Here is a 25,249-nt window from a genome sequence, read left to right on the forward strand (position 1 = left end):
GAGAGGACATGATACGTGTATTAATTGCAGACGATCATCACGTGGTGCGTAGAGGACTACTGTTTTTCTTAAAGACACAAAAGGATATTGAGGTTGTTGGAGAGGCCAAAAATGGGCACGAAGCTGTTGCATTAGCAGAAAGCATTCAACCAGATATTATCTTAATGGATTTAGTCATGCCTGAAATGGATGGCATCCAGGCGACTAAACGCATCAAAGCGAAGTTTCCACAAATAGAAATTTTAATGCTTACTAGCTTTTCTGATCGAGATCATGTGGTTCCAGCAATGGAGGCAGGAGCGGCAGGCTATCAGTTAAAAGATATTGAGCCAGATGAATTGGTCTTATCCATTCGTCGTATTATGCGTGGTGAAAACACTCTACATCCTGAAGCAACATCAACGCTTGAAATGGATCGCCAGGAGTCTCAGAATGCACCCCATTTATTAAATCCGCTGACACCTCGTGAACAGGATGTGCTAGCAGAGCTTACAAAAGGAAAGAGTAATCGGGAAATTGCATCCTCACTCTTTGTCACAGAAAAAACGGTGAAAACCCATATTTCAAATATTTTTACAAAGCTACAAGTACAAGACCGTACACAGGCAGCGCTGTATGCTGTTAAGCACGGGCTAACTGAAGGTAGTGGGATGTAAATAAACGGCGAGCTTCTACTCACATAGAAGCACTCGCCGTTTTTTACATTATTTATGTTGAACAATTAATTTTTTAGATATCTCTAATAATGTAGAACTTGGTGTTAGTGCTAAATCTTCCTCTAGTTTTTGCGTATATGTTTGGAAAATTTTGAGTGCCTGTTCATGAAGCCCTGCCTGTATTAACGTATATAAATAGTGCTCAAGTTTTTGTTCATTATAGGGATCATACTCTATTAATGCATGTAAAAATTCCATAGCTCTTTCAGTATCTGAAAAGACCGTTGTTTGAAACCCTTTTTCTAATAGCTCTATGTATGATTTCATTAATTTATCTTTATAGGCAGTTGACCATTCATAATCATCAAAAACAAATAAGCCATTCTTATAAATAGAAAGACATTGATTAATCAAAGAAATAGAGGGAAATTCAAGTCTTGAAAAATCCTCATGAAGTTTTTGAAAATCGTATAAATCACATACGATATTTGGCTTTTCGAAGATATAGTATTTATTTGAAAAGACAATACAGTTTTCGTAGCCAATTGTATTTAGAGTTTTCCTTAAATAAGATAGAGCTGTATGAAGATTTGATTTGGCTCGTACATAATCTAAATCAGGCCATAGAATTTCAATTAAATAATCTCGATGAATCGGTATATTTGGATGCAAAATAAAATAAGCAAACAATTCTTTTGTCTTTTCTGTTTTAAATGCCACTAAACTATTGTTACTATAGACGGCAAATTGATCGAAGCATTGTACATTTAAGACAGTTTGTGTAGCCTGTTGAAGCATTTGCTGAATGGAAAATTCATGCTCAATACGGGCTACAGTTTTTTCTAAACGGGCATGACTGATAGGCTTTAATACATAGTCGAGACTGCCAATTTCATAGGCTTGTAATGCAAATTCATGATAGGCGGTAATGAAAATTACACTGACTTGTGGGCGTTCCGTTTTGATAATATCAGCAACTTCAAGTCCTGATAATTCCTGAAGTTTTACTTCTAAAAAGATAGCCTCAAATTCCATAGTTGGTAGTTCATTCAGAAATACTTCTACGCTTGTAAAGGTTTGCATCACCTGTATTTGTTGAAAGGCATGTAGTTTATTTTGAAAATAGTGTAAAGCTAACGGTTCATTGTCTATTAAAACGGCTCGAATCACATCAAACTCTCCTTTATACAATTAAATTAAAAACATTAAACTCTAGTTCATTTTGGGTGAAAAGGCTTCCTATATATAGTGAAGGGCAAGAAAAGTGAAAATCACTCAACTTTTCTATTAAAAATTTGATGCCAGAAAAAAGCAATTTATGGTGTAGTTCTTTCACGGGTGAGAGTCAATGAATCCCGATGTGTTTGTCGCATCGCGTCAAATCCATTCAAAGAAAATTTCGCCGTTCATTATATAGAAGATAAAAGTTTTTTAGTTTGTGTTAAGAGAATTGAAATAATTGCTTAGGCGTTAAAATCAAACTATTCTTATACAAAAATGAAACAACATAGTATTGTTAATGAAAGTTGCATATGGGCATAAGCCTTGTTTTTTCTTTTATTGTTAAAATAGTATAATTGTTGTAACAATAATTAGGCGTTATTATAGTACATTTGTCTTAAAAAATACTCAAAAAGTACTTAAAAAATACTTAAAAAGATAGGTTATTAATTAAAATAGAAGTATATATAGGAATAATGGGATGGCAAGAAAGGAGATTTTACCATGAAATTAGAAAGACTTCTAACCATGACGATGATATTAATCAACCGTAAAAAGGTTAAGGCACAGGAATTAGCAGAGTTATTTAATGTTTCGATTCGTACCATTTATCGAGATATTGAAACATTGAGCTGTGCTGGTGTACCTGTTATTAGTCAGCAAGGTGTAAATGGTGGCATTAGTTTAATCGATGGTTATCGTGTTGATAGGCAAGTGTTGACGAAGGATGAGCTCACGTCACTTTCTATTGCGATTAAAAGTGCTTTGACTACCTATGAAGATTCCCACGCTGAAGCCGTGCTCGAGAAAATAACGAGTATTGCTGATGATCATGTAAAACAATCGATGGACCATCTATTTGTTGATCTTAGTCCATGGGGACCAAACGCTCTCTTTAAAGAGCTTATTACGACGCTCAAGACAGCTATAGAGAATAATCGTTGCATAAGCTTTCATTATTCTACTGCTTATGGTGAACAAACAAGCCGAATAGTCGAACCACATACAATTGTTCAAAAAGGGAAGATATGGTATTTGTATGGCTATTGTACATTAAGAAAGGACTTTCGTTTATTTAAGCTTGCGAGAATGAAACATTTGCTTCAAGCTGATTCTACCTTTGAGCGTAAGGAAGTGAATTTAAGTGAACTCCCTTGGGGTAAAGAATGGCATCGACCACAAAACGTAGTCGATTTAGTCATTTCTTTTGATAAAGACATTACAACATTAGTGGAGGAATCCTTTGGTGCAGAACATATAGACCATGAACAATCTATGATTCATATATCTATACCCGAAGATGAATGGCTTTATGGTTTCTTGTTAAGCTTTGGGCATCGCATTAAAATTATGGAACCACTTTATATAAGAGATATTATTCAAAAACGAGCTTTAGAAATTGTTCAATTATATAAAAATCTAAATAATTGATGACAGACAGTTGTCAGGTTTCCTTTGCTATAGTAAGTACAAATAAAGCGAAAGGTGGAATGACGATGCAAAGCTATTGTCAAAGCTGCGGTATGCCTTTAGTAGAAGAGGCATTATTGGGTACTGAAAAAGAAGGGGAAAAAAGTCAGGATTATTGTACATATTGTTACGAGGGGGGCGAGTTTAAACAACCCCAGTTAACAGTAGACGAAATGATTGAAATTTGTGTACCGCATCTTATGGAAGGTGGTATGCCAGAAAATGAAGCACGTAATATGCTGACTTCCTTTTTGCCAAATTTAAAGCGATGGAGAAAATGTGAGTGGCGAGAACCAAAAGTAGTTGAATTAAACTCATTTAACATCGTGGGTATTTCAACTCAAACAAGTAATGCCAATGAAATAACAGAGCAAGCTAAAATTCCGCAATTATGGGATCACTTTTATCAGCAAAATATTACGGACCAAATAGCCGAGCGAAAAAATGGTCATGTCTATGGTTTGTATTCAGACTATGAGACGGATGTGAATGGTAATTATACTCTTACACTAGGTGTAGAAGTAAATAATGATGACATTCAAGCTAATTTAGTAGTAAAAAAGATTCCAGCAGCTAAGTATCTAGTTTTTACATCTGATAAAGGCATGATGCCTGAAGTTGTCATTCAAACTTGGCAAGAGATTTGGGCATGGTTTGCAAATTCTAAAGTTGAACGAACATATACAGGCGACTTTGAACTGTATGATGAACGATGCGCTAATCCACATGAATCACAAGTGGATATTTATATAGCTATTAAATAAGAAAAGTCTCCTACCAATCAATTGGTAGGAGACTTTTCTTCGTTTTGCGGAGGAATGATATGTGGCTCAATATGCACAAGAACCTGACAAAAGCGATTTTCACGCATAATGGTATGTTCGATTTCTTCGGTTATGCGATGACTTTCAAAGACATTTAAATAAGGATCTACTGTGACAGTTACGTCGATGAAATACATATTGCCATGGGCACGTCCTTTAAAGTCTAAAAGCTCCATTACCCCGTCCACGTTACGGATTAAGACCGATAACGTTTCAACTTCATCAATATCAAATGCATCTGTAAGACTTTGAACAGCTTCCCAAAAAATTTCTACTGCTGTTTTAATAATTAAAAGGGCAACAATGAGAGCTGTAAGTGAATCAATGATCGGAAAGCCGAAAATGGCTCCAAAAATACCAATGGCTGTACCGATGCTGACAAGTGCATCAGAGCGATTGTCAAAGGCAGCAGCTTTAACAGCGGCACTTTTTATTTTTTTAGATAGTGCTAAATTATAGCGGTAAACCACATACATGACAACTGCACTACCTATTGCTACATAGGCTGTTAACAGTGAAGGTGTTGTACCAGTGGGCTCCCACAAGCTTTTTAGGGAACTAACTAATACTTGGAGACCGACAACAAGCATAATGAACGATGCGACTAAAGAGGCAACAGTCTCAGCTCGTAAATGTCCGTATTGGTGGTTGGAATCAGGTGGTCTTTGGGCAATGCGTAAACCAACCAGTACCGCGATGGAAGCAATGATATCAGTTGTGTTATTTAAACCATCTGCTTTTAGGGCCTCAGATGTACCAATGTAGCCTATAGAAAGCTTAGCAGAGCTTAGGATTAGATATGTACCAATGGATAGCCATGCACCTTTTTCCCCTTGACGTAAATTTGTATAGAGCTCCATTTTGTTTCCTCCTCGCAAAACTTTCGGACATTAGAAAACGACCCCCTTTTAAAAAGGGAGTCGTTTCATCTATTTATTACAGTCGTTGCTCCCACCTATATAAGGTGTGAAAAAAAGACCATATTTATAGCCTAGATTATACAAGCGTGCTTCTAATAGTACCACGACAAGTATGGCAAATCAATTCAATTTTAGTCAATGACTGCGTCATATTCATTTGATAAATCACTGTTAGGTAATTTCAGAACTTCTAAGTATAAAATATGGTGACCATCTAATTCTTTTGCGATAAATTCAAAACCTTGCTCTTCAATACTGTCACCTTCGACTGCATCAAAACGCTTCGTCATGAACCAACCACCGATAGTATCAATATCATCATCTTCTATGTCAGTACCAAGCATATCATTTACATTTTCAAGAAGCATCTTAGCATCTAAAATAAAATGATTTTCTGCAATTTCTTGTACTTCCGGGATTTCGTCTTCATCAAATTCATCTTGAATATCGCCGACAATTTCCTCAATAATATCTTCAATCGTCACTAAACCAGATGTTCCGCCATATTCATCCATTAAAATGGCCATATGAATACGTTCACGTTGAATTTTTAGTAATAGATCGTTAATTTGCGTTGTTTCCATCACTCGAATAATAGGTTGCATATAATCAATGACTGGCTTATCACCATTTTTAGGATCTTTAATGTAAGCGGTTAATAAATGCTTCATGTTAACTAATCCAATAATATGATCTTTATCTCCATCCAGAATTGGATAACGAGTATATTGCTCAACACCCATTAAATCAAACACTTCTTTAATTGTTAGCTCTTTTTCTATGCCGACAATTTCAGTTCGAGGAACCATAATTTCTTTTGCAAGACGATCAGAGAACTCGAAAATACTGTTAACATATTCATATTCTGAGTTATTAATTTCTCCACCTTTTAAACTATCCGACAAAATCATACGCAGCTCTTCCTCTGTATGAGCAACTTCTGATTCTGACATCATTTTTAAGCCGAAAAGACCTGTTAAACCACGGGCAGAGCCATTTAATAGCTTAATGATGGGATAGGTAATATTGTGGAAGATAATTAATGGGCCAGAAAAGTTTAATGTGACAAATTCTGCTTTTTGGATGGCTAATGTTTTTGGCGCCAATTCCCCAATAACAACATGCATAAACGTAACGATTGAGAATGCAAGTATGAATGAAAGGATAGATGTAATACTACCATTCAAATTTAGAAATTCAAACACTGGGTGTAAAATGATTTCAAATGTAGGTTCACCTAACCAACCTAAACCAAGTGCAGTGATGGTAATACCTAACTGGCATGCAGATAAGTACTCATCTAAATCTGAAACAACACGTTTTGCATTTTTCGCTTTTTTATGCCCTTCCGCGAGCAATTGATCAATGCGGGTAGATCTCACTTTTACGATTGCAAATTCAGTTGCAACGAAAAATCCAGTCATTATAATTAGTAGGGCGAATGCCGCCAACCTAATGGTTATCTCCAATATGTCTCCGTCCAAATAATTCCTTTGTTCCCGCCCGAATGAGGGAAGTAAACAAAGTGTACACCTCCTATGATTTAAAAAATTGTTGGATGTTTCAATCATAAATTATTTAAAAGAAAAACACAAATATTGACAACAACTTTTTCACTTGTTTTTCATGGATCTTTTGAAAAAATGCAACTAGATTCAAATACCAAAAGATTGTAATTAACATGGCTATATGCTAACTTTAGAAAGATCAAAGATAGTTTGTTTAGGGAAAGAAGCATTTTGCATCTCATATAATACGACACGTCAAAAATCTCAAGAGTGCTTTAGCTTGCGGATTTTTTTAAATGAATTATTTTTTATAGTAAGGGGGAGTCTCAATCGTCATTTGAGACTCCCCCTTTCTAAATGTTTGACCTATTTATTCTTGCTGGAAGCGTAATTTTAAACACGCTTTTTCAACATCATGAACCGTTTCCTTTAAAGGTATTTCACCTGTAAACGGAGCGATAGATACAGGTGCTTTTTCCGTTATGCCTTGCTGTGTTAAAACATAGTTCTTATTATTATACGTTAAATAGAACGTTTTAATCGATTTCTTGCCAAAAGAGCTAGTAGAAGAATCAAAGAAGCCCTTTAGTTGACTGCAATACTCATTGTAAAAGTCGCTTTTATAGCCAGAAAGTTCCTCGAATTTCTTACTATTAACAGCACCCGCTTCATCCACTAATTCGAATATTTTGGCGGAAAATTCCGAAAAAAATTCTTTTACTTTTACACGAATTAACGCTTTTGAATTATAGCTATTTAAGTCATCCGAAAGTGTGACTTTACTCATTGAAATGGCCCCCTGCATAAAAAACATTTACTATTAAGCTGATATCATAAATGTATAAGAAAAATATACAAATTTCAACAGGATTCAACATAATTAGCTTAAATGGCGTGCTATTAATAGTAAATATAGGTATTTTTATACGGGATCACAACGAAAAATTGACTATCAAATTCAATCGTATACATGAAACAGCATAAGTTCATGTATCATTTTTTTAACAACCTCCTCGTCTGATGGAATGGCTCCTATCCACTCAATCGTACCGTCCTTTAAATATTCCGCTTGGTATCGTTCTCGTTGATAAAAAAACGAAATAGACCACCCAGGTAGTTGCGTGTTTTCAAATAGTGGTTTAAAACTGAAATGTTGAATCATCATCAAACCTCGCTTCTTATAGTATGTAGTCATATTATTCAAGTATAAAGGTATTTTTGCAACTATTCACTTTTCATAGAAGTAAATAGGATGAGATTGAAATTCTAAAGGGGTATTTCTTTCGTTGAAAATCATTGCTCTGCTATAATGAGTGCAGAAGGCGACAAAATACGCCAATCTTGAATACAATTGAAATGAGAGGATACTAATGGATAATTTTATAGTGACATTACTTTTTATGGCTATCATTGGGGCTGCAATTGGGGGCGTTACAAATCACTTAGCCATTAAAATGCTTTTTCGTCCATATAAAGCGATATATATTAAAAATTGGCGTGTACCGTTTACACCAGGCCTTATACCCAAACGACGTGATGAATTAGCTAAACAGTTGGGTCTTACAGTAGTTAATTATTTACTAACGCCTGAAACATTTAGAAAAAAGTTTTTCTCTAAGGATATTCAAGACAAAGTAGAACACTTTGTGCAAACAAAAGTTGAAGAAACAATCTTTACAAACGACAAAACAATTCAGGATTGGCTAAACTTAGCTGGGTTTGCTCATCTACCTACTACCATTGAACAGAAGGTTGAAGCAATTGTTGAGGGACAATTTTCGTCGGTAAAGAATACACTATCAACAAAATCAATTCGTACGCTGCTATCAGATGATATCCAAAATACAATTGATGCTAAAATTCCAGTAGCAGTTCAGCACATTTTAGAAAAAGGCGAGGATTATTTTTTATCACCAGAAGGTGAAATGACGATTAAGGCAATGATTGATGACTTTTTATCATCAAAAGGGTCTCTAGGCGGCATGATCAATATGTTCTTAGGTGATTCCTCTTCATTAGTTGGGAAAGTTCAACGTGAGCTTGTGAAGTTTTTACAAGCACCAGGAACAACAACATTACTAACAAAAATATTTTCACAGGAATGGGAAAAACTTAAAGATCGACCCGCTATGGACTTTTTGCAAGATGTTCAATTTGACCCCATTTTATCGAAATTACAAGTGTACGTGAAAGAACAATTAGCAATCTCTGAACGTTTAAATCAACCGATTTCTTATTATTGGCCAGAAGGAAATGACTGGGCGAAGTATACCGTGATTCCACAAGCTATAGAAAAAGCTTTTGTGAAGGCAGAGGAAAAACTTGAGGATGTACTAAAACGTTTAAACTTACAAGAGGTTGTGCGAGAGCAGGTTGACTCATTCCCAGTAGAGAAATTAGAGGAGCTTGTATTAGGTATTTCAAAACGTGAGTTTAAAATGATTACTGTATTAGGTGCAGTGCTTGGTGGATTGATTGGGATTGTGCAAGGCTTGATTGTTTACTTTATTTAAAAGGGGATTGTATGAATGATTAATATTTATAATGACATTAATGCGCTAGAAGCAACTTTCCGTAAGATTCCAGAATTTGAAGCGTTAAAAGCTGCTGTTGAAGTTGTTAAAAATGATGAAGAGGCATTAAATGTCTTTAAAAACTTCCGTAAAATTCAAATCGAATTACAGAAAAAGCAATTAGCTGGTGAGGATATTTTGGAGGATGAGCTTGTCTATGCACAAAAAGCGGCACAGCTTGCACAGCAAAATGAAAAAATTTCAACGATGCTTGAGGCAGAAATGAAGGTAAGTAAAGTAATCGAAGAAGTAAATCGCATTTTAATAAAACCTATCCAAGGTTTATATGAAGGAATTCAATAAAAGGTGATAATCGCAATTTAAAAAGGAATAAATTTTCTAGGAATTGCACATATAACAAGTGAGAGGAAAACGTGTATCCGCTATTGGTCGGTACACGTTTTTGCTTTATGTACCAGTTAAAGAGTATGGGAGGTTATGAATATGCATGTCATCATTGAATGGACCTATAAAACACCAAAAGGAGCAACAACAGTTTTACGTTCAGCTGAAATGCCTGCAGCTCAAGCACTTTTACTTGCAGAGGACATGGAAAGAACGGGAAGGGTAAAATCGCTACATTGTATTGATCGGCAAGATACAAATTGGTCACTTAAAGAGCTAAAAGCATATTTAAAGGAAATTGATACAGAGCCTCATAATATTACGCTCTATTTTGATGGAGGTTTTGATCGTGGGACAAGGCAAGCAGGACTAGGCTGCGCCATTTATTACGAACAAAATGGTAAACCTTTACGATTGAGAAGGAATGCCTTTTCGTCTGAATTGAAATCAAATAACGAGGCAGAGTATGCAGCGCTTTATTTAGCCTTAGTAGAACTAGAACTTTTAAATGTCCACCATTTGCCTGTGCGTATTATAGGAGATTCACAAGTGGTCATCAATCAACTGAATGGGGAATGGCCAGCATCGGAAAAAGAACTAGCAAGCTGGGCAGATAAAATTGATGCTAAGCTGGAGCAACTTCACATTCAAGCCGAATACCAGCTTGTTTCACGTAAGGATAATTCGGAAGCAGATCGCCTTGCTACTCAAGCTTTAAATGGCATCGATATTACTGGTTTGAGCGAGATTGTTAAAGAATAGGAATAAGAGGTGGCAGTAGATACTGCCACCTCTTTCTCATAAAATCCTCGGTTTGCACTGAAACTTTTTCCATTTTAAAACTACTACTACTATGAATCCAAACAATAAGGAGAGATTTTATGAACATGAAAAAAATAGCACCTGCAGCTATGTCTGCATTATTATTTGGAAGTGCCCTTGTACCGGTAGCTTCAGCAAATGAGCAGCAATCCACAGAAGCGGAGGTACCACAAATACAAATTGATCCCGTACACATTTTTAATGATACTCGTGGTACTGTGGAAGATGTTCGTATTGGGGAAAATATTACATATTACACAGTAAAAGAAGGCGAGCAAACAAATGTATTAGAAATTACTAAAGATACTCTCGTGTTCGACAATACTGGGAAGAAAGTGGAGCTACAAAAGGGTGATAAAGTATTAGCTTATACCTTTGCTAACAAACCGCAAAAATATATTTATCCACCACAATTCAATCCAGAGGTTGTCATCGTTGAAACAGAAGAAGTTGGTTTTGTAGAAGTGGATTATTTCTTTGAAGATTTAACTAATACGTATGATATTTTAAAATTAAATATTGGGAAAGAAACAGAGCTATTCAATGAAAAAGGTGAAAAGGTGGACGCTAAAGATTTAGCAGAGAAGCATCTAATTGTTTTCTATACGGCCTCTACTAAAAGTATCCCAGCTCAAACAACACCATCTAAAGTAATTGTACTGGACGATGATTCCTCAACTACTAAGAATCCAATAAATGAAGAAATTGATAATATTATCGCATCAGATTCTTATGAAGTAGCTGGTACAAAAATGGTGCCATTACGTGTGATCGCTGAAAAGCTTGGCTTCAAAGTGGATTCTACAGGCAAGGGGGCAATCCTTTCAAAAGGGAATATGTCTTACACAATTACTCGCGGTGAAAAAACATTTGGCTATAATAAGGCATTACGTACACTAACAGTCGCACCGACCTTAAAAGATACAAAGACATATGTACCTGTTGAATTTGTGGATGAATATTTAAAATAATTAAGAAAATAGTATGCCAACAATGCTTGGCATACTATTTTTATTTGTGGTTACTCAGCCATTGCTAGAGCGTAATGGTTCTTTGAGGAAATAAAGGCTGGATACTTTTTCGCGAATTGTTGGAGACATTGTTTAAAGGATATTGTACTCATGAAGTTTTTAGCTAATACCATTTCATCTGAATACAATAAAAATTGCTGAAAATGCTGTTGAATAAATACCCTTGTCTTTTCATAATGCTTGTTAATTGAAATAGCGCCATAGATTTCTTGTTGATCAATAATATAAATAAAGTCACAAAGTACTTTATGTGTGCCGTATTTAAGTTTTACCGTGACATATAATGTTTTTTCGTCACAGCGCTCTAAATCAAAATGGTGGAATGCTACTTCTACTTGATGAATAAAGCTCGAAACAGATGTATAATTGTCATTTTTTAAAATAAACATTCTCGACACCACCTTTTCTGAAAATTATAATGACAAAAAAATAGTTTGTCTATATTTAAACAGAATATTCTGTTATTTTATAGATTCTAATTGTTATTTTGCTTATAGTCATAGAAATTTGTTAAACTTAAATCTGCAATATATAAAAGAAGAGAGCGAAACGAAATGAAAATTATTCATATAGATCAAAAATATCCTGAAGATTGGATTCGCGTATTAAATCATATTGCGAATTTATTTTTTGAGGATTCCAAGCTGAAGGTTGAACCAATGGGAGCAGATATGTCTGCTTCATTTGACTATCAGACTGGAAAAGATTTTTCCATTTCTACAAAAGCAAACTTGATTGTAGATGGTAAGCAATACACGAATGAGTACAGTATTCAATATGAGTCCCCAGCAACAGATCGTGAGCTAAATATTCGCATAAAACGTGCATTGTCACATGTATTTTTAGATGTTCTTGAACAGCATACTGGAGTGCATCAGCAATGGGGGATTTTAACGGGTGTACGCCCAACAAAGCTGTATCATAAATTTAGAAAAGAAGGTAAAAGTGAGCAAGAAATTGCTGATCTATTAATTCGAGATTTCCGCTTATCAAAGGAAAAAGTTGGACTATTAAAGGAAATTGTGGACCGACAACTAGTGACCATTCCTGATCTTGATGCCATTGGACAAGAAATCAGTGTTTATATTGGTATTCCATTCTGCCCTACCAAATGTGCATATTGCACTTTCCCAGCCTATGCGATTGGTAGTAATCGTAAGCAAGGGCGTGTTACGACTTTTTTAGATGGCTTGCATATTGAATTGCGCGAAATGGGCAAATGGCTGAAGGACAATGATATGAAAATCACCTCCATTTATTGGGGTGGTGGTACCCCGACTTCAATTGAGGCCGATGAAATGGATGCCTTATATCAAACGATGTATGAATCATTCCCTAACCCTGAAACAATTCGAGAGGTGACAGTGGAAGCAGGAAGACCTGATACCATCACACCAGAAAAATTAGAAGTACTAAAAAAATGGGGTATTGATCGTATTAGTGTAAATCCACAATCTTATACTGATGAAACATTAAAAGCAATTGGTCGTCATCACACAGTCCAGGAAACCATTGATAAGTTTTGGCTTGCAAGAGAATCAGGTATGAACAATATCAATATGGATCTTATAATTGGGCTACCGAATGAAGGGATTGAAGAATTCCAACATTCATTAGAGGAATCGGCAAAAATGCAGCCAGAGTCTTTAACTGTTCATACGCTATCATTTAAACGTGCTTCAGAGATGACGCGTAATAAGGATAAATACAAAGTAGCCGACCGTGATACGGTAGCTGAAATGATGGCAATGGCACAAATTTGGACAAAAGAAAATGATTATGTTCCATACTATTTATATCGTCAGAAAAATATTTTAGGTAATTTAGAAAATGTCGGCTATAGTAAAGCGGGAGAAGAAAGTATTTATAATATCGTTATTATGGAAGAAGTGCAGACAATCTTAGGAATTGGCTGTGGGGCATCCTCAAAATTTGTTCATCCCGAAACAGGGAGAATTACACAATTCCATAATCCTAAAGATCCTGCTGCCTATATTATGACCTTTGAAGAGGCTATTGGGAAGAAAATAGAATTTTTAAATGAATTATATAAGGCTTAATGATAAAGGCAATCTGATCTGTTCAGATTGCCTTCATTGTTTGTAGTGTTCGTAATGTACAGGCCATTTTTAGCAGAACAGCATCCTCAAAGTATTGCGGATCATAGCCTGTTAATTCCCTTATTTTATTTAAACGATAAGTAAGTGTATGTCGATGAATATTCAATTGCTGAGCACAATGCTTTAGCTGTAAATTACAATCAAAAAACGATTGTAATGTTTCCAATTGTTTAGCGTCTAAATTTTTGAGTACACGACGGTAAAATGCTTGTACCTCCTCCGATTCAAGAGGTTTAAAAAGGGAATATAACTCGACATCTTCAAAAAAAGTCAATTCATTATTGATTGCAGCAAATTTTAGAGCTGTTCTGGCACCTTGGTAGCTATAGGGAAGCTGAGATAAATGCTGAACCACAGGCCCTACCCCAATTTGAAGGGAGGGAAGTTTCTGCTTCTGCTTACGCAGTGCTTTTATAATAGGACGGCAATTTTGCTCCATACAACTTGTTAGTAGGATATAGTATTCCTGTAATTGGCTATGACCAGCAAGAATAGGCTGTTTGTAAAATAGATCCTCAAAAAAGAAGGGTATTGTATTTTCTGCGTAGGATGCTTCATTTAAGCTCACTAAAATCACCTGAAAAGGGCCCGAAAGAGCAAATGGTAATTTCTGAATCCGTTCAGTTAAGGTTCCGTCTAGCTTACTTCCATGAACGAGTGCTTCAAATATGTAATCGTTATTCTTTCGTTGCCATTCGCTTTTAGATTCAACAATCGCTTGATGGGCCATAATCTCTGTTGTGAGTTGAACGAGATTAGCAATTTCAAGCATATCCTCTGAATCTCCTGTAATACCTATAACACCTACAACCTCATCTTGATACATAATTGGCATATTGATGCCTGGTTTTGTGTTTGGATAAAGTGCTATATTTTCCTCATTTATAATTAGAGTCTCTTTTGACTGTGCTACGTATAGTGCACCTTCATGAATATTTTCCACCCTCATTTTATCCCCAGAAGCTAAAATGACTCCACTTGGGCTGATAACATTAATATTGTGACGCAAGCGCAACATCGTTTGATGGACGATGTCTTCTGCTAACTTTTTTGTCAACATGTTTATACACCTCGCATAAAAAACAGCCTGTTATATGACAGATAAATTGTACACCTATTATAATGTTTTCTGAATTTATTGTCATTATAATAAATTGTAAGCGCTTAACTTAGGGATATGAAAATTTACGTAAATGTCAATGGACGACATAAGTGGAGGTATATCATGAAAGTTATCATTAGTCCAGATTCCTACAAGGGTACTCTGTCAGCAGTTGAAGTAGCAAAGGCAATGCAAAAAGGAATCTTAGATGTGGATCATTCAATTGAAACAATTATACTACCAGTGGCAGATGGTGGTGAAGGTACACTGCACTCACTTATTGCCTCTACAGATGGCCGATATTGCTCAGCAACTGTGCTTGATCCATTGGGAAGAGCTATCCAGGCTCAATATGGTGTACTGGGCGATCAAGTAACCTGTGTAATAGAGATGGCTCAAGCATCTGGTATTATGCTGTTACAAGAAAGTGAGAAAAATCCTGAACTTGCTACATCTTATGGCACAGGACAATTAATTAAAGCCGCACTTGATCAAGGTTTTAGAAAATTTATTATTGGCATTGGTGGGAGTGCTACAAATGATGCGGGTACTGGTATGTTACAAGCATTAGGTGTGCGGTTATTATCAGCGGAAGGGGTGGAACTTGAGGCTGGTGTTTCTAACCTTATGCAATTAGATGTCATAGATATGAGTCTACTAGACACTAGATTAGCAGAATCAACATTTACGATTGCCTGTGATGTGGATAATCCGCTTATTGGTGAACGAGGAGCCACTGCCATCTTTGGTCCACAAAAGGGTGTTCAAAAACACCAGGTCGCTGAATTTGATCGTTGTTTAAAGCATTTTGCAGATATTGTTGAAGCTCAATTTGCTATACGATTACATGACTATAAAGGTGCTGGAGCCGCTGGGGGAATGGGGGGCGCATTAATCGCTTTTTTAAAAGGAACCTTCCATGCAGGAATTGACCTTGTGCTGGACGCTGTACAACTTCAGGCTCATTTAGCAGAAGCACAGTTAGTGATAACGGGTGAAGGAAAATCTGATCTTCAAACATTACATGGTAAGGCACCATTAGGTGTAGCCAAAGCTGCAAAGCAAGCGAATGTAGAGGCGATGCTGCTGTCTGGAGGAATTGATACCAAGGCAAATGCAGCATTACAAGCGTATTTTACAGTTGTTGAGTCATTGGTAGATGAGGAGATTGATGTGCAGCAGGCAATGCAAGAACCTGCACACTTTATTCGGTTAAAAACTAAAAGAATGATAGAGCGTTACTTACAAAAGGGGGATGTCTAGATGTTGTTCATTATTATATTAATAGGGGTATTATTTGTTGTCTTAGGAACAGCTAAGTTAAAGCTTCATCCGTTTTTAGCTTTATTAATCAGTGCTTTCTTCGTTGGAATTGCTTCAGGTATGCCATTGTTGACAGTAGTGGAAAGCATTAATACTGGATTTGGAGGCTTAATGACAAGTATTGGTTTAGTCATTATTGCCGGTACTATTATAGGCTTAATATTAGAAAAATCAGGTGCTGCTTATCGAATGGCAGAAGTAGTGTTAAGAATTGTAGGACCTAAACGTCCACAATTAGCGATGTCTTTAATTGGCTATATCGTATCCATACCAGTATTTTGTGATTCTGGCTTTATTATTTTATCCAGCTTGCAAAAATCATTAGCAAAGCGAGCAAATGTTACGATTGCATCTATGGCAGTAGCTTTAGCAACTGGCTTATTTGCGACGCATGTATTAGTACCACCAACTCCAGGTCCTATTGCAGCAGCAGGAAATATTGGCGCAGCAGATTATTTAGGAACAGTCATTGTCATTGGTTTATTAGTCGCGATACCAGCGACATTCGTAGGTTATCTATGGTCAGTAAAAGTTGCGACAAAAATTCGCGTTCCTGAAGATGAGGTAGAGGCATTAGATTATGAGGAAGTCATTAAATCCTTTGGTAAAATGCCCTCAACATTTAAAGCATTTTTACCAATCGTTCTGCCGATTGTGTTAATTGGTTTGGGTTCTATAGCAGCATTAGTTGGTGATACGGAATCGACTTTCAATACCTTCTTTAAATTCTTAGGTTCTCCAACAGTGGCCTTATTTTTAGGTGTAGCAGCAGCCTTTTTATTATTACCTGAAATCAATGAAACGACATTAACAGGTTGGATTGGCGAAAGTCTAAAAGAAGCCGCACCAATTTTACTTATAACAGGGGCTGGTGGTTCGTTTGGAACTGTTATAAAAAATGCTGGTGTTGGAGAAATGCTTCAAGAAATGGATTTAGGTATGTTTGCCTCAGGTACATTATTCCTTCTTGTGCCGTTTATAGTAGCAGCAGCGTTGAAAACGGCTCAAGGTTCTTCCACAACAGCTCTTGTGATTACATCTACTTTAGTAGCCCCAATGCTTGTGACATTGGGAATTGATGGAGCGGTACCATTAGCATTAGTGGTGATGGCAATAGGTGCAGGAGCAATGACAGTTAGCCATGTGAATGATAGCTTCTTTTGGGTGATTACGCAGTATAGTGGTATGGAAGTAACACAAGCCTATAAAGCCCAAACGGTGGCCACATTACTTCAAGGGCTTGTGACTATTATTATTACGATGATTTTATGGTGGATATTTGTTTAAAGTAAAAGGAGAGCAGCCCATGGCTAGCTCTCTTTTTTGTATAATAGGAAAATAGAAAGGAAGTTAGTAGATGAAAAAAATAATAATGGTATTACTCCTTTGTCTTTTTTTATTAGCCGGCTGTACCGAGGCAGTCAAGACAGAGAAAATTCCTGTAACAGCTGGTCATGAAATGCAGGTTCATTTTATTGATGTAGGACAGGGGGATTCTATACTGATCGAATCACCAAGTGGTAAAACGATGCTTATAGATGGGGGAGTGAAGGGCGCAGGGCAACAGATTGTCTCTTATTTAAAAGAACTTGGGATAAATAAGCTTGATATTGTAGTAGCAACACACCCAGATGCTGATCATATTGGAGGGCTTATTCCTGTATTAGATAACATGACGATTGAGCAATTTTATGATTCGGGAAAAGTACATACATCGCAAACCTTTGAAGAGATGCTGACACGTATCGATGAAAAAAATATTCCTTATCATGTGCCAAAAATCGGTGATGATATCGAATTGGATAAGAATGTAAATGTGGAAGTTTTAAATGCCAATGATCAGGCTACAGACAATAACGATGCCTCCATTGTCTTAAAAATGACTTATGGGAATGTCTCTTTTTTATTGACAGGAGATGCGGGAGTGGCATTAGAAAAGGAAATGTTGCAGTATGATGTGAAAGCAACAGTTTTAAAAGCTGGACATCATGGCTCTAACACAAGTAGCTCAGAGGAGTTCATTCAGGCTGTAAAACCAGAGGTCACGATATTAAGTTATGGAGAGGATAATAAGTATGGACATCCACATGCAGAAATTGTGGACCGTTTGCAGGCTATTGGTAGTAAAATCTATGCCACCGCGGATTTAGGAACGATTACGGTGTCCACAGATGGGGTAAACTATACGGTGAACGGTAAGGAAACTTTTAGTGTAGAAACTGGTAATATACTATCTAAAGAAGAACCGACAACAGCTATTGAAATCGTTAGTAAGGATCTAGTTACTGAAATTGTAGGAATTAAAAATAGTGGACAACATGCAGTATCTTTAAAAGATTGGCAGCTTATTTCAATTGAAGGGCATCAAGTTTATAACTTCCCTAATCTTTCTTTACAGCCAGGGAAAACGATTTATATTACTAGTGGAACCAATGCACGGGAAGGGCAAAATTATTTGAAATGGACAACTAAACAAATTTGGTTAAATGCTGGAGATGCTGCGCAATTACGGAATGAGAAAGGGGAACTTGTAAGTGAGCTTGAGTAAATACACATTGGACCGTATTGAAGATGGCTATGCGGTTTTCTTAAAGTTTCCAGCAGAAGAGGAACAACTCATTATTTCACAGTCAGCCATGAACAAGCCTGTGCAAGTAGGTGATCGTGTTCAGATAGAAGAAAAAGATGGTATTTACCATATTGAAATTTTAAAAGAAGAAACACAGCAAAAAAGAGCAGACCTTCAGAGTTTAATGAATCGTTTACGAAATAAAAATAATTAATACATGACAAGCTGTGAAGATTTGACGTACAGCTTGTTTTTAGATACAGGAATTGTACTTAAATTGTTATCCTAAATATTTTGAAAATATGCTAAAATAGTAGTATTAATCGGGAGCTAGGAGCGGACAAAAATGTCGATAAATACAATTATTTTTGATTTAGATGATACACTACTATGGGATAAAAAATCAGTCAAAACTGCATTTGAAAAAACATGTGACTATGCAGCAACAGTACATAATGTGAATCCTACTGAGCTAGAGGAAGCTGTTCGCCGAGAGGCACGTGCTTTATATGAGGGTTATGAAACATATGATTATACGGTATTAATTGGTATCAATCCATTTGAAGGACTTTGGGGAACGTTTGACGACTCGACAGACTCCTTCCAAAAAATGAAGGAAATTGTTCCTAGCTATCGTGCAGCGGCTTGGACAAAAGGGTTAGCTGCTCTTGGTATTGAAGATACAGCGTTTGGAGAGGAGCTAGGAGAGCGCTTTGTAGCCGAGCGTAAAGTAGCGCCATTTTTATACGAAGATACTTTTGCAGTGTTAGATGAATTAAAAGGAAAATATCAGCTTGTATTGCTTACAAATGGCGCACCAAGTTTGCAAAATTTAAAGCTAGAAATCACACCAGAAATTGCCCCATATTTTGATCATATTATTATTTCAGGTGACTTTGGTAAAGGTAAGCCGGACGCATCTATTTTTGAGTTTGTGATGGAGAAAGCAGGTATTACAGCGGACGAGGCAATTATGGTTGGCGACAATCTTAATACTGATATTTTAGGATCATCTCGTGTGGGAATGCGCAATGTATGGATTAATCGTGAAAGCAATATCGCCAACGGGGCTGTGACACCTACCTATGAGGTGGATTCTTTGACAGCGTTGTTGGAGCTTGTAAATAAGCTATAGTATAAAAATGTACTGACCCTTCATGGAGTCAGTACATTTTTTTATTAAAAATAGACATTCAGTCCAAGGTATAAACATGTAAAAGCTATCGCTATACAAAGCTGAACAAGAGCGCTAGCAATTAAGTAACCCTTAGGTTCACCAGCCTTTTTACGATAATAGATTTGCATAAAGGAGTAGAGTGAGAAAAGGCCATAAATAATTGTTGCATGAATTGTATGGTGGACAAGATAGATACCAAATGAAATACCTCCAAACAACACGAGCATGATGGCATTGGCAATAGCATGCTCAACTGTCGCAGCGAAAAAGCGACGTTCTGTATAAGGCATTCTTTTTTTAGCAATCCATAGGATGAAATGCATAAGTAGGATGAAAATGTTCCCTAAAATAAGTTTCGTCGACCGCTTCTCATCATAAAAATAGCGTAGAGAGTCAATTGATTCTTCAATCAGAAAGGCTTGCTGGGTTTCAACATTGAAGAAAATCTTGTTATTGAGTACCTTCCATTTCTCTTGTGTACGGTCATTATAGAGAATCAAAATATCATAGATAGTACCACTTTTCCATTGACTAGCGGATATTGTTATAGGAGAAGCGTTGTCCCAATTCTGTTGTAGCTGTGTGATAGCCTTTGAATGAGCATAGCATTGCTGAGGAACATAAAGGCAAGAATCCTTTGCTATAAAGGTATCCTTGTTCAGATTCTCCTTTAAGTAGACACGTTGGATGGCTTTGGAGGAATCCATTGTCATAGGAGAATCAGTCGGACGTTGAACAAAAGTTAAAATTAATAAAGAAAGAACTACTATAAATAGCACTGACACAGAAGGAATTTTCCATCCATTTCCAGTAGTTTGTTTACTAATTACTGAGGGCTCTGTCATATTGCGTAATAATTTTTTTTGCTGCTGATCAGATAACATTAAATCATCTAAGTGTTGCCATGTCTTCTTATCATTCTTCATCCATCTCACCTCCTAACTGTTTTTTTAATGCGATGAGTGCTCGTTTTAATGTGTTTTTTACTTTCCCCTCATTCCAGCCAAGAATAGCGCAGGTTTCTTCGATGGAAAGCCCCTCTATTTTGCGCAGAATGATCACATCACGATAGGTAATTTTTAGTTTTCGAATTGCAAGATACAGTATCTTGGCATCTTCTCGTTGCATCAGCCATTGATGAGGAGAAGGTGACGCTTGTTCTTCATGCTGTTGTAAAAAAGGGACAAACTGAATAATCCTTTTCCGACGATAATGATCATAGGCAAGGTTGCGTGCAGTGCACCGCAACCAAGCGAGATCGGCTCCTTCTTTTATTGTTTGGTGATGGTTCAAATAACGGACAAAGGTTTCCTGTGTATAATCCTCCGCTAATTTTTCATCATTTAGTAAGTAATATAAGTATTTAAAAATGGTGTGATTATGTAAGTAAAATATTTCTTCTATGTTCAAGCTGAACACCTCCTTTTCTTTAATGACGAAGAACTCATAGAAAAGTATCATTTTCCCAAAATAAAAAGCAGAGAGTAGAGACTCCCTGCTTCTTGCTATTATTAATTATAGGTTAATGGCTTTTACCTCATCAATGTTTTCAAGCTGTGCCACAAAAACTAAATCTTCTTCTGTTACAACATTATCAACCGTTAACATCATAACCGCTGTACCACCAACCTGTGCACGACCAACCTGCATTGTTGCGATATTGATTTCTTTTTCTGCAAGCTTTGTTGCTACACGGCCAATTGCACCTGGTTTGTCAGTATTTTTAATGTAAAGAAGGTGGCCTTGTGGAATGACGTCAACAACATAGTCCTCTACTTTTACAATACGTGCACCTAAACCGTTTAATAGTGTACCCGCTACAGTATGTGTTTCGTTAGCAGTAATAATTTCAATAGTAACTAAGCTTGTAAAGCCTTTTGCTGTTGTTGTTTTGTGCTCATTAATTTTCATACCGATACGTTCAGATAAGTAACGAGCATTCACATCATTGACATGATTACCGTGATTTTTAGACAGTAAACCTTTTAACGCATTTGAAGTTAATGGACGAACATCATAGTTTGCTACTTCTCCAGCATAAGATAGATTGATTTCTTTGACTGGCTCTGTTGTCACTTGTGATAGGAATGAACCAAGTTTTTCAGCTAATTCAAAGAAAGGCTCAACTTGTGCAAGAAGCTCTTTAGGTATAGATGGCATGTTTACTGGATTTGTTACAGTACCTGTTTTGTAAAATTTAATGATGTCATTTGATACGTCAACCGCTACAGATTCTTGTGCCTCGATTGTAGATGCTCCTAAGTGAGGCGTTGCGATAACTTGTGGTAAAGTCAGTAGCTTATGATCTGTTGCTGGTTCAGAAACAAATACATCAAGAGCTGCTCCAGCCACTTTACCTGCTACAATTGCATCATATAAATCGTCTTCATTGATGATACCGCCACGTGCACAGTTAATAATACGTACGCCATCTTTCATCATCGCAAATTTATCTTTATTAATAAGGTTGCGAGTTTCAGGTAGAAGTGGTGTATGAACTGTAATGAAATCTGCAGCTACACAGATTTCTTCAACCGTTGCTTTTGTTACACCTAATTCTTTGGCACGTTCATCTGTTAGGAAAGGATCGTATGCCATAACATTCATACGTTGACCCTTAGCACGATAAGCTACTTCAACACCAATTCGACCAAAACCTACAACGCCTAAAGTTTTATTTTTTAGCTCCACGCCAACAAAAGATTTGCGATCCCATTTGCCATTTTTTAATGTATTAAAAGCTTGTGGAATATGACGGGCAAGTGAAGTCATCATCGCAATTGTATGTTCGGCAGCTGAGTTAGTATTACCATCTGGTGCGTTTACCACGATAATGCCGTGTTCTGTAGCAGCAGCAAGGTCAATATTATCGACACCAACACCAGCACGACCAATTAATTTTAAGCTTTTTGCTGCTTCAATTACTTCACGTGTTACCGTTGTTTGAGAACGAACAAGTAATACATCTACATCAGCAATTTTAGCGATTAATTCTTCTGGTGCTAAACCTGTGTCTACAATAATGTTTAAATCTAAATCTTGTTCCTGGCGTAATGGGAAAATACCATCCTCACTTAGTGGATCAGCGATAAATACGTTAATAGTTCTTGTTTTTGTTGCAGTAGTCATTATAATTAGCTCCTTTTTTATCATTATTGGCTATGGCTTTATCTACGATAGTCTGAAATTTGTAAAATTCGAACATCTTACAGCATACAAACAATCTCCTTTCTAAATCGAAGACAATATAAAAAGCCTTCCACGCCTTACAAACACAGTTAGTGTGTTGTAAGGGGCGAAAGGCTGTATAAACTTTGGTTCGCGGTACCACCCTTAATCACTGCTGGAAAATTTATTCTGGCAGTCTTAGCTATATGCGTAACGTGCATGAGACGGATAAGCTTACTTTTAAGTTGTTCAGCCTATCTATTCAGGAGTGGAACTATTATCGTAGAAATCACTGATTTGCACCAACCATCAGCTCTCTTTGGATTTTCTTGCGACTAGTGTGTCTCCGTCGTTATATTTTTTGTGATTAAATTTGTTAACATCATAATCCCTATTGTTCACCTTTGTCAACGATATTTCTTAAAAACTTTAAAAATACTGACTTCAAAAGTCTGAAAAATAACTAAAAACGAATATTATTTATATAATACTGTTTTATTGTTCGTCTTTTTGGGGAATACAATGAAAGCGCTAACGATATTTGAAAAGTCCGATAGTATCAGGTTTCTGTGTAGTTTTAGCATTGAAAATTATATGGGAATTAAATGGAATAAAATAGAGGGTTTATGCTAATTATCCATGGATTTGTTCTAAGAAAGCGAACGTTTTTGTTTGTCACATTTTAGACAAAAATATAAAAAGTAGAAGGTAAACAGACTGTGAGAGAAGAATGTTAGTTAAGGATGATTGATTTGGGGGTGTAAGAATGAAGTACGATGTTGCAATAGTCGGTGCTGGTCTTGCAGGATTAGTCGCAGCTTGTGAATTAATCGATGCAAAGAAAAAAGTTCTTTTAGTAGATCAAGAGCCTGAAAATTCAATCGGAGGACAGGCATATTGGTCTTTTGGAGGAATATTTTTAGTAAATTCTCCAGAGCAAAGAAGGCTTGGAATTAAAGATAGTAAGGAGCTTGCATGGCAGGATTGGCAAGGAACTGCAGGCTTTGATCGTTTAGAAGATGAGGATTCCTGGGCGTATAAATGGGCAAGAGCATATGTCGATTTTGCTGCAGGTGAAAAATACGACTGGTTAAAGTCAAAAGGTATAAAGTTTTTCCCTGTTGTTGGATGGGCAGAGCGGGGAGGCTCATTGGCAGGAGGGCATGGCAATTCAGTACCTAGATTTCATATTGTCTGGGGAACAGGCCCTGGCATTGTAAAGCCATTTGTAGATAAAGTAAAACAGGCTATGAAAGAAGGATTCATTGACTTCAAGCCAAGACATCGTGTGGATGAATTTGTGCAGCAAGAAGGGAAGATTATAGGAATTAGCGGAACGGTGCTAGCTGAAACCTTTATTAATCGAGGTGAAAAAAGTTCGAGATTAGGAATCGGTGAATTTTCCTACGAAGCTAAAGCTGTGATTGTGGCAAGTGGTGGTATTGGGGCAAATTTTGATTTAGTGAGAAAAAATTGGCCTGCTCGATTAGGAACCCCTCCCAAAAATATGGTATGTGGTGTACCAGCTTACGTTGACGGAAGAATGCTAGAGATCACGGAACATGCTGGGGGACGCATTGTAAACCGTGATCGCATGTGGCATTACACAGAGGGTTTAAGAAATTGGGATCCAATATGGCCCAACCATGGAATTCGGATATTGCCTGGTCCCTCCTCCCTGTGGTTTGACGCAGAGGGGAATCGTTTTCATGCACCCAACTTTCCAGGGTTTGATACACTCAGTACGTTAGAGGCGATTCAAAAAACAGGTTATGACTATTCCTGGTTTATTTTAACGGAGAAAATTATTGAGAAAGAATTTGCTTTATCTGGCTCGGAGCAAAACCCAGATTTAACAAACAAAAGCATTGGCGATGTTCTAAAACGCATTTTACCAGGCCCACCTGCTCCTATCCAAGCTTTTAAAAATCACGGAGAGGATTTTGTGATTGCACATGATCTAAAGGAACTTGTAGATGGAATGAATAAACTTGCTGGAAATGAGCTACTTGATTTCATGAAGATTAAAGAGCAAATCTTGGCAAGAGATCGGGAAATGGACAATAAGTTTACAAAGGATTTGCAAGTAAACGCTATTCATGGAGCAAGAAATTATATTGGGGATAAATGGGTGCGTGTTGCCAAGCCACATAAAATTTTAGATACCAAAAATTGGCCTTTAATTGCTGTTCGCTTAAACATTCTAACAAGGAAAACTTTAGGTGGCTTACAAACAAATTTAAATGGCGCTGTTTTGGGCATGGACGGTCAGCCAATTCCTGGGTTATTTGCTGCTGGTGAAGTAAGTGGTTTCGGTGGCGGTGGCGTCCATGGCTACCGCGCTTTAGAAGGGACATTTGTTGGAGGTTGTTTATTTAGTGGACGCCAGGTAGGGCGTTATTTAGGGCAAGGATAAAGTG

General features: G+C 36.8%; 24 protein-coding genes and 1 other annotated feature. Of the genes, 14 read left to right on the forward strand and 10 right to left on the reverse strand.

The features are described from left to right. Nucleotides 1-8: 8 nt before the first annotated feature. Nucleotides 9-656 (forward strand): response regulator, encoded by a 648-nt coding sequence (locus C7B89_RS15080; RefSeq protein WP_115674050.1) that lies wholly within the window; start codon nucleotides 9-11, stop codon nucleotides 654-656. Between the two features lie 48 nt (nucleotides 657-704). Here C7B89_RS15080 and C7B89_RS15085 read toward each other — a convergent pair whose 3' ends face one another. After that, nucleotides 705-1,826: a response regulator gene (locus C7B89_RS15085; protein ID WP_115674051.1), complete on the reverse strand. Its 1,122-nt coding sequence runs from the start codon at nucleotides 1,824-1,826 to the stop codon at nucleotides 705-707. A 555-nt stretch (nucleotides 1,827-2,381) separates the two neighbouring features. On the opposite strand from C7B89_RS15085, the gene C7B89_RS15090 reads away from it, so the two are divergent. Together C7B89_RS15090 and C7B89_RS15095 are read left to right on the forward strand one after the other, a co-directional pair. Continuing rightward, nucleotides 2,382-3,308 (forward strand): helix-turn-helix transcriptional regulator, encoded by a 927-nt coding sequence (locus tag C7B89_RS15090; protein WP_115674052.1) that lies wholly within the window; start codon nucleotides 2,382-2,384, stop codon nucleotides 3,306-3,308. 65 nt (nucleotides 3,309-3,373) lie between these two features. Next, nucleotides 3,374-4,111, forward strand: a complete 738-nt coding sequence (locus tag C7B89_RS15095) for an effector binding domain-containing protein (RefSeq protein WP_054548658.1) — start codon at nucleotides 3,374-3,376, stop codon at nucleotides 4,109-4,111. Nucleotides 4,112-4,128: 17 nt separating this feature from the next. Here the strand turns inward: C7B89_RS15095 and C7B89_RS15100 are convergent, their stop codons facing one another. The 4 genes from C7B89_RS15100 to C7B89_RS15115 form a co-directional block, all read right to left on the reverse strand. Next, complete coding sequence (locus C7B89_RS15100) at nucleotides 4,129-5,031, reverse strand: cation diffusion facilitator family transporter (RefSeq protein WP_115674053.1); 903 nt, start codon at nucleotides 5,029-5,031, stop codon at nucleotides 4,129-4,131. 191 nt (nucleotides 5,032-5,222) lie between these two features. Continuing rightward, nucleotides 5,223-6,542 (reverse strand): hemolysin family protein, encoded by a 1,320-nt coding sequence (locus tag C7B89_RS15105; RefSeq protein ID WP_004230815.1) that lies wholly within the window; start codon nucleotides 6,540-6,542, stop codon nucleotides 5,223-5,225. 427 nt (nucleotides 6,543-6,969) lie between these two features. Beyond that, the gene (locus C7B89_RS15110; RefSeq protein WP_048391793.1) at nucleotides 6,970-7,386 is read right to left on the reverse strand and encodes a hypothetical protein; all 417 of its coding nucleotides are present in this window, start codon (nucleotides 7,384-7,386) and stop codon (nucleotides 6,970-6,972) included. Nucleotides 7,387-7,557: 171 nt separating this feature from the next. Then, nucleotides 7,558-7,761, reverse strand: coding sequence for a YheE family protein (locus C7B89_RS15115; protein WP_048391848.1), 204 nt, complete (start codon nucleotides 7,759-7,761; stop codon nucleotides 7,558-7,560). 208 nt (nucleotides 7,762-7,969) lie between these two features. Between C7B89_RS15115 and C7B89_RS15120 the strand changes: the two genes are divergently transcribed. The 4 genes from C7B89_RS15120 (at nucleotide 7,970) to C7B89_RS15135 (ending at nucleotide 11,310) form a co-directional block, all read left to right on the forward strand. Further along, complete coding sequence (locus C7B89_RS15120; RefSeq protein WP_048391791.1) at nucleotides 7,970-9,112, forward strand: DUF445 domain-containing protein; 1,143 nt, start codon at nucleotides 7,970-7,972, stop codon at nucleotides 9,110-9,112. Between the two features lie 15 nt (nucleotides 9,113-9,127). Continuing rightward, nucleotides 9,128-9,475, forward strand: a complete 348-nt coding sequence (locus C7B89_RS15125) for a YlbF family regulator (RefSeq protein ID WP_004230811.1) — start codon at nucleotides 9,128-9,130, stop codon at nucleotides 9,473-9,475. Nucleotides 9,476-9,616: 141 nt separating this feature from the next. Then, nucleotides 9,617-10,279, forward strand: coding sequence for a ribonuclease H family protein (locus tag C7B89_RS15130; RefSeq protein WP_066038283.1), 663 nt, complete (start codon nucleotides 9,617-9,619; stop codon nucleotides 10,277-10,279). Between the two features lie 119 nt (nucleotides 10,280-10,398). Next, on the forward strand, nucleotides 10,399-11,310 hold the full coding sequence (locus C7B89_RS15135) for a copper amine oxidase N-terminal domain-containing protein (protein ID WP_083225318.1): 912 nt from the start codon (nucleotides 10,399-10,401) through the stop codon (nucleotides 11,308-11,310). Nucleotides 11,311-11,360: 50 nt separating this feature from the next. On the opposite strand, the gene C7B89_RS15140 is transcribed toward C7B89_RS15135, so the two are convergent. Further along, nucleotides 11,361-11,759, reverse strand: coding sequence for a hypothetical protein (locus C7B89_RS15140; protein WP_103118807.1), 399 nt, complete (start codon nucleotides 11,757-11,759; stop codon nucleotides 11,361-11,363). Between the two features lie 165 nt (nucleotides 11,760-11,924). Between C7B89_RS15140 and C7B89_RS15145 the strand changes: the two genes are divergently transcribed. Continuing rightward, complete coding sequence (locus tag C7B89_RS15145; protein WP_115674054.1) at nucleotides 11,925-13,430, forward strand: coproporphyrinogen III oxidase; 1,506 nt, start codon at nucleotides 11,925-11,927, stop codon at nucleotides 13,428-13,430. A gap of 22 nt (nucleotides 13,431-13,452) precedes the next feature. Here C7B89_RS15145 and C7B89_RS15150 read toward each other — a convergent pair whose 3' ends face one another. Continuing rightward, nucleotides 13,453-14,550, reverse strand: a complete 1,098-nt coding sequence (locus C7B89_RS15150; RefSeq protein WP_115674055.1) for a CdaR family transcriptional regulator — start codon at nucleotides 14,548-14,550, stop codon at nucleotides 13,453-13,455. A gap of 165 nt (nucleotides 14,551-14,715) precedes the next feature. On the opposite strand from C7B89_RS15150, the gene C7B89_RS15155 reads away from it, so the two are divergent. The 5 genes from C7B89_RS15155 to C7B89_RS15175 all read left to right on the forward strand — a co-directional run bounded on the left by C7B89_RS15155 (nucleotide 14,716) and on the right by C7B89_RS15175 (nucleotide 19,619). Then, nucleotides 14,716-15,855 carry a glycerate kinase gene (locus C7B89_RS15155; RefSeq protein ID WP_103118804.1) on the forward strand — a complete coding sequence of 380 codons (1,140 nt, stop codon included), beginning with the start codon at nucleotides 14,716-14,718 and terminating at the stop codon, nucleotides 15,853-15,855. Continuing rightward, complete coding sequence (locus tag C7B89_RS15160; RefSeq protein WP_115674056.1) at nucleotides 15,856-17,202, forward strand: GntP family permease; 1,347 nt, start codon at nucleotides 15,856-15,858, stop codon at nucleotides 17,200-17,202. Nucleotides 17,203-17,272: 70 nt separating this feature from the next. After that, nucleotides 17,273-18,463, forward strand: coding sequence for an MBL fold metallo-hydrolase (locus tag C7B89_RS15165; RefSeq protein WP_115674057.1), 1,191 nt, complete (start codon nucleotides 17,273-17,275; stop codon nucleotides 18,461-18,463). Further along, the gene (locus C7B89_RS15170; RefSeq protein WP_048391776.1) at nucleotides 18,450-18,698 is read left to right on the forward strand and encodes a DUF3006 domain-containing protein; all 249 of its coding nucleotides are present in this window, start codon (nucleotides 18,450-18,452) and stop codon (nucleotides 18,696-18,698) included. Before C7B89_RS15165 ends, C7B89_RS15170 begins: the two co-directional genes overlap by 14 nt. A gap of 132 nt (nucleotides 18,699-18,830) precedes the next feature. Then, nucleotides 18,831-19,619, forward strand: a complete 789-nt coding sequence (locus C7B89_RS15175) for an HAD family hydrolase (protein WP_048391774.1) — start codon at nucleotides 18,831-18,833, stop codon at nucleotides 19,617-19,619. A gap of 44 nt (nucleotides 19,620-19,663) precedes the next feature. Here the strand turns inward: C7B89_RS15175 and C7B89_RS15180 are convergent, their stop codons facing one another. From C7B89_RS15180 to serA, 3 genes are all read right to left on the reverse strand, one after another. Continuing rightward, a complete protein-coding gene (locus C7B89_RS15180; RefSeq protein WP_115674058.1) occupies nucleotides 19,664-20,587 on the reverse strand; it encodes a hypothetical protein in 924 nt (307 codons plus the stop codon). After that, nucleotides 20,577-21,071, reverse strand: a complete 495-nt coding sequence (locus C7B89_RS15185; RefSeq protein WP_066037072.1) for an RNA polymerase sigma factor — start codon at nucleotides 21,069-21,071, stop codon at nucleotides 20,577-20,579. The genes C7B89_RS15180 and C7B89_RS15185 overlap by 11 nt, the downstream gene beginning before the upstream one ends. 105 nt (nucleotides 21,072-21,176) lie before the next feature. After that, nucleotides 21,177-22,790 (reverse strand): phosphoglycerate dehydrogenase, encoded by a 1,614-nt coding sequence (serA, locus tag C7B89_RS15190; RefSeq protein WP_115674059.1) that lies wholly within the window; start codon nucleotides 22,788-22,790, stop codon nucleotides 21,177-21,179. 159 nt (nucleotides 22,791-22,949) lie between these two features. Next, nucleotides 22,950-23,191: a binding site (T-box leader), on the reverse strand. Nucleotides 23,192-23,595: 404 nt separating this feature from the next. Between serA and C7B89_RS15195 the strand changes: the two genes are divergently transcribed. Continuing rightward, on the forward strand, nucleotides 23,596-25,245 hold the full coding sequence (locus C7B89_RS15195) for an FAD-binding dehydrogenase (RefSeq protein ID WP_048391767.1): 1,650 nt from the start codon (nucleotides 23,596-23,598) through the stop codon (nucleotides 25,243-25,245). Nucleotides 25,246-25,249 lie beyond the last annotated feature (4 nt).

Source organism: Lysinibacillus capsici (assembly GCF_003367505.1).
GTDB lineage: Bacteria > Bacillota > Bacilli > Bacillales_A > Planococcaceae > Lysinibacillus > Lysinibacillus capsici.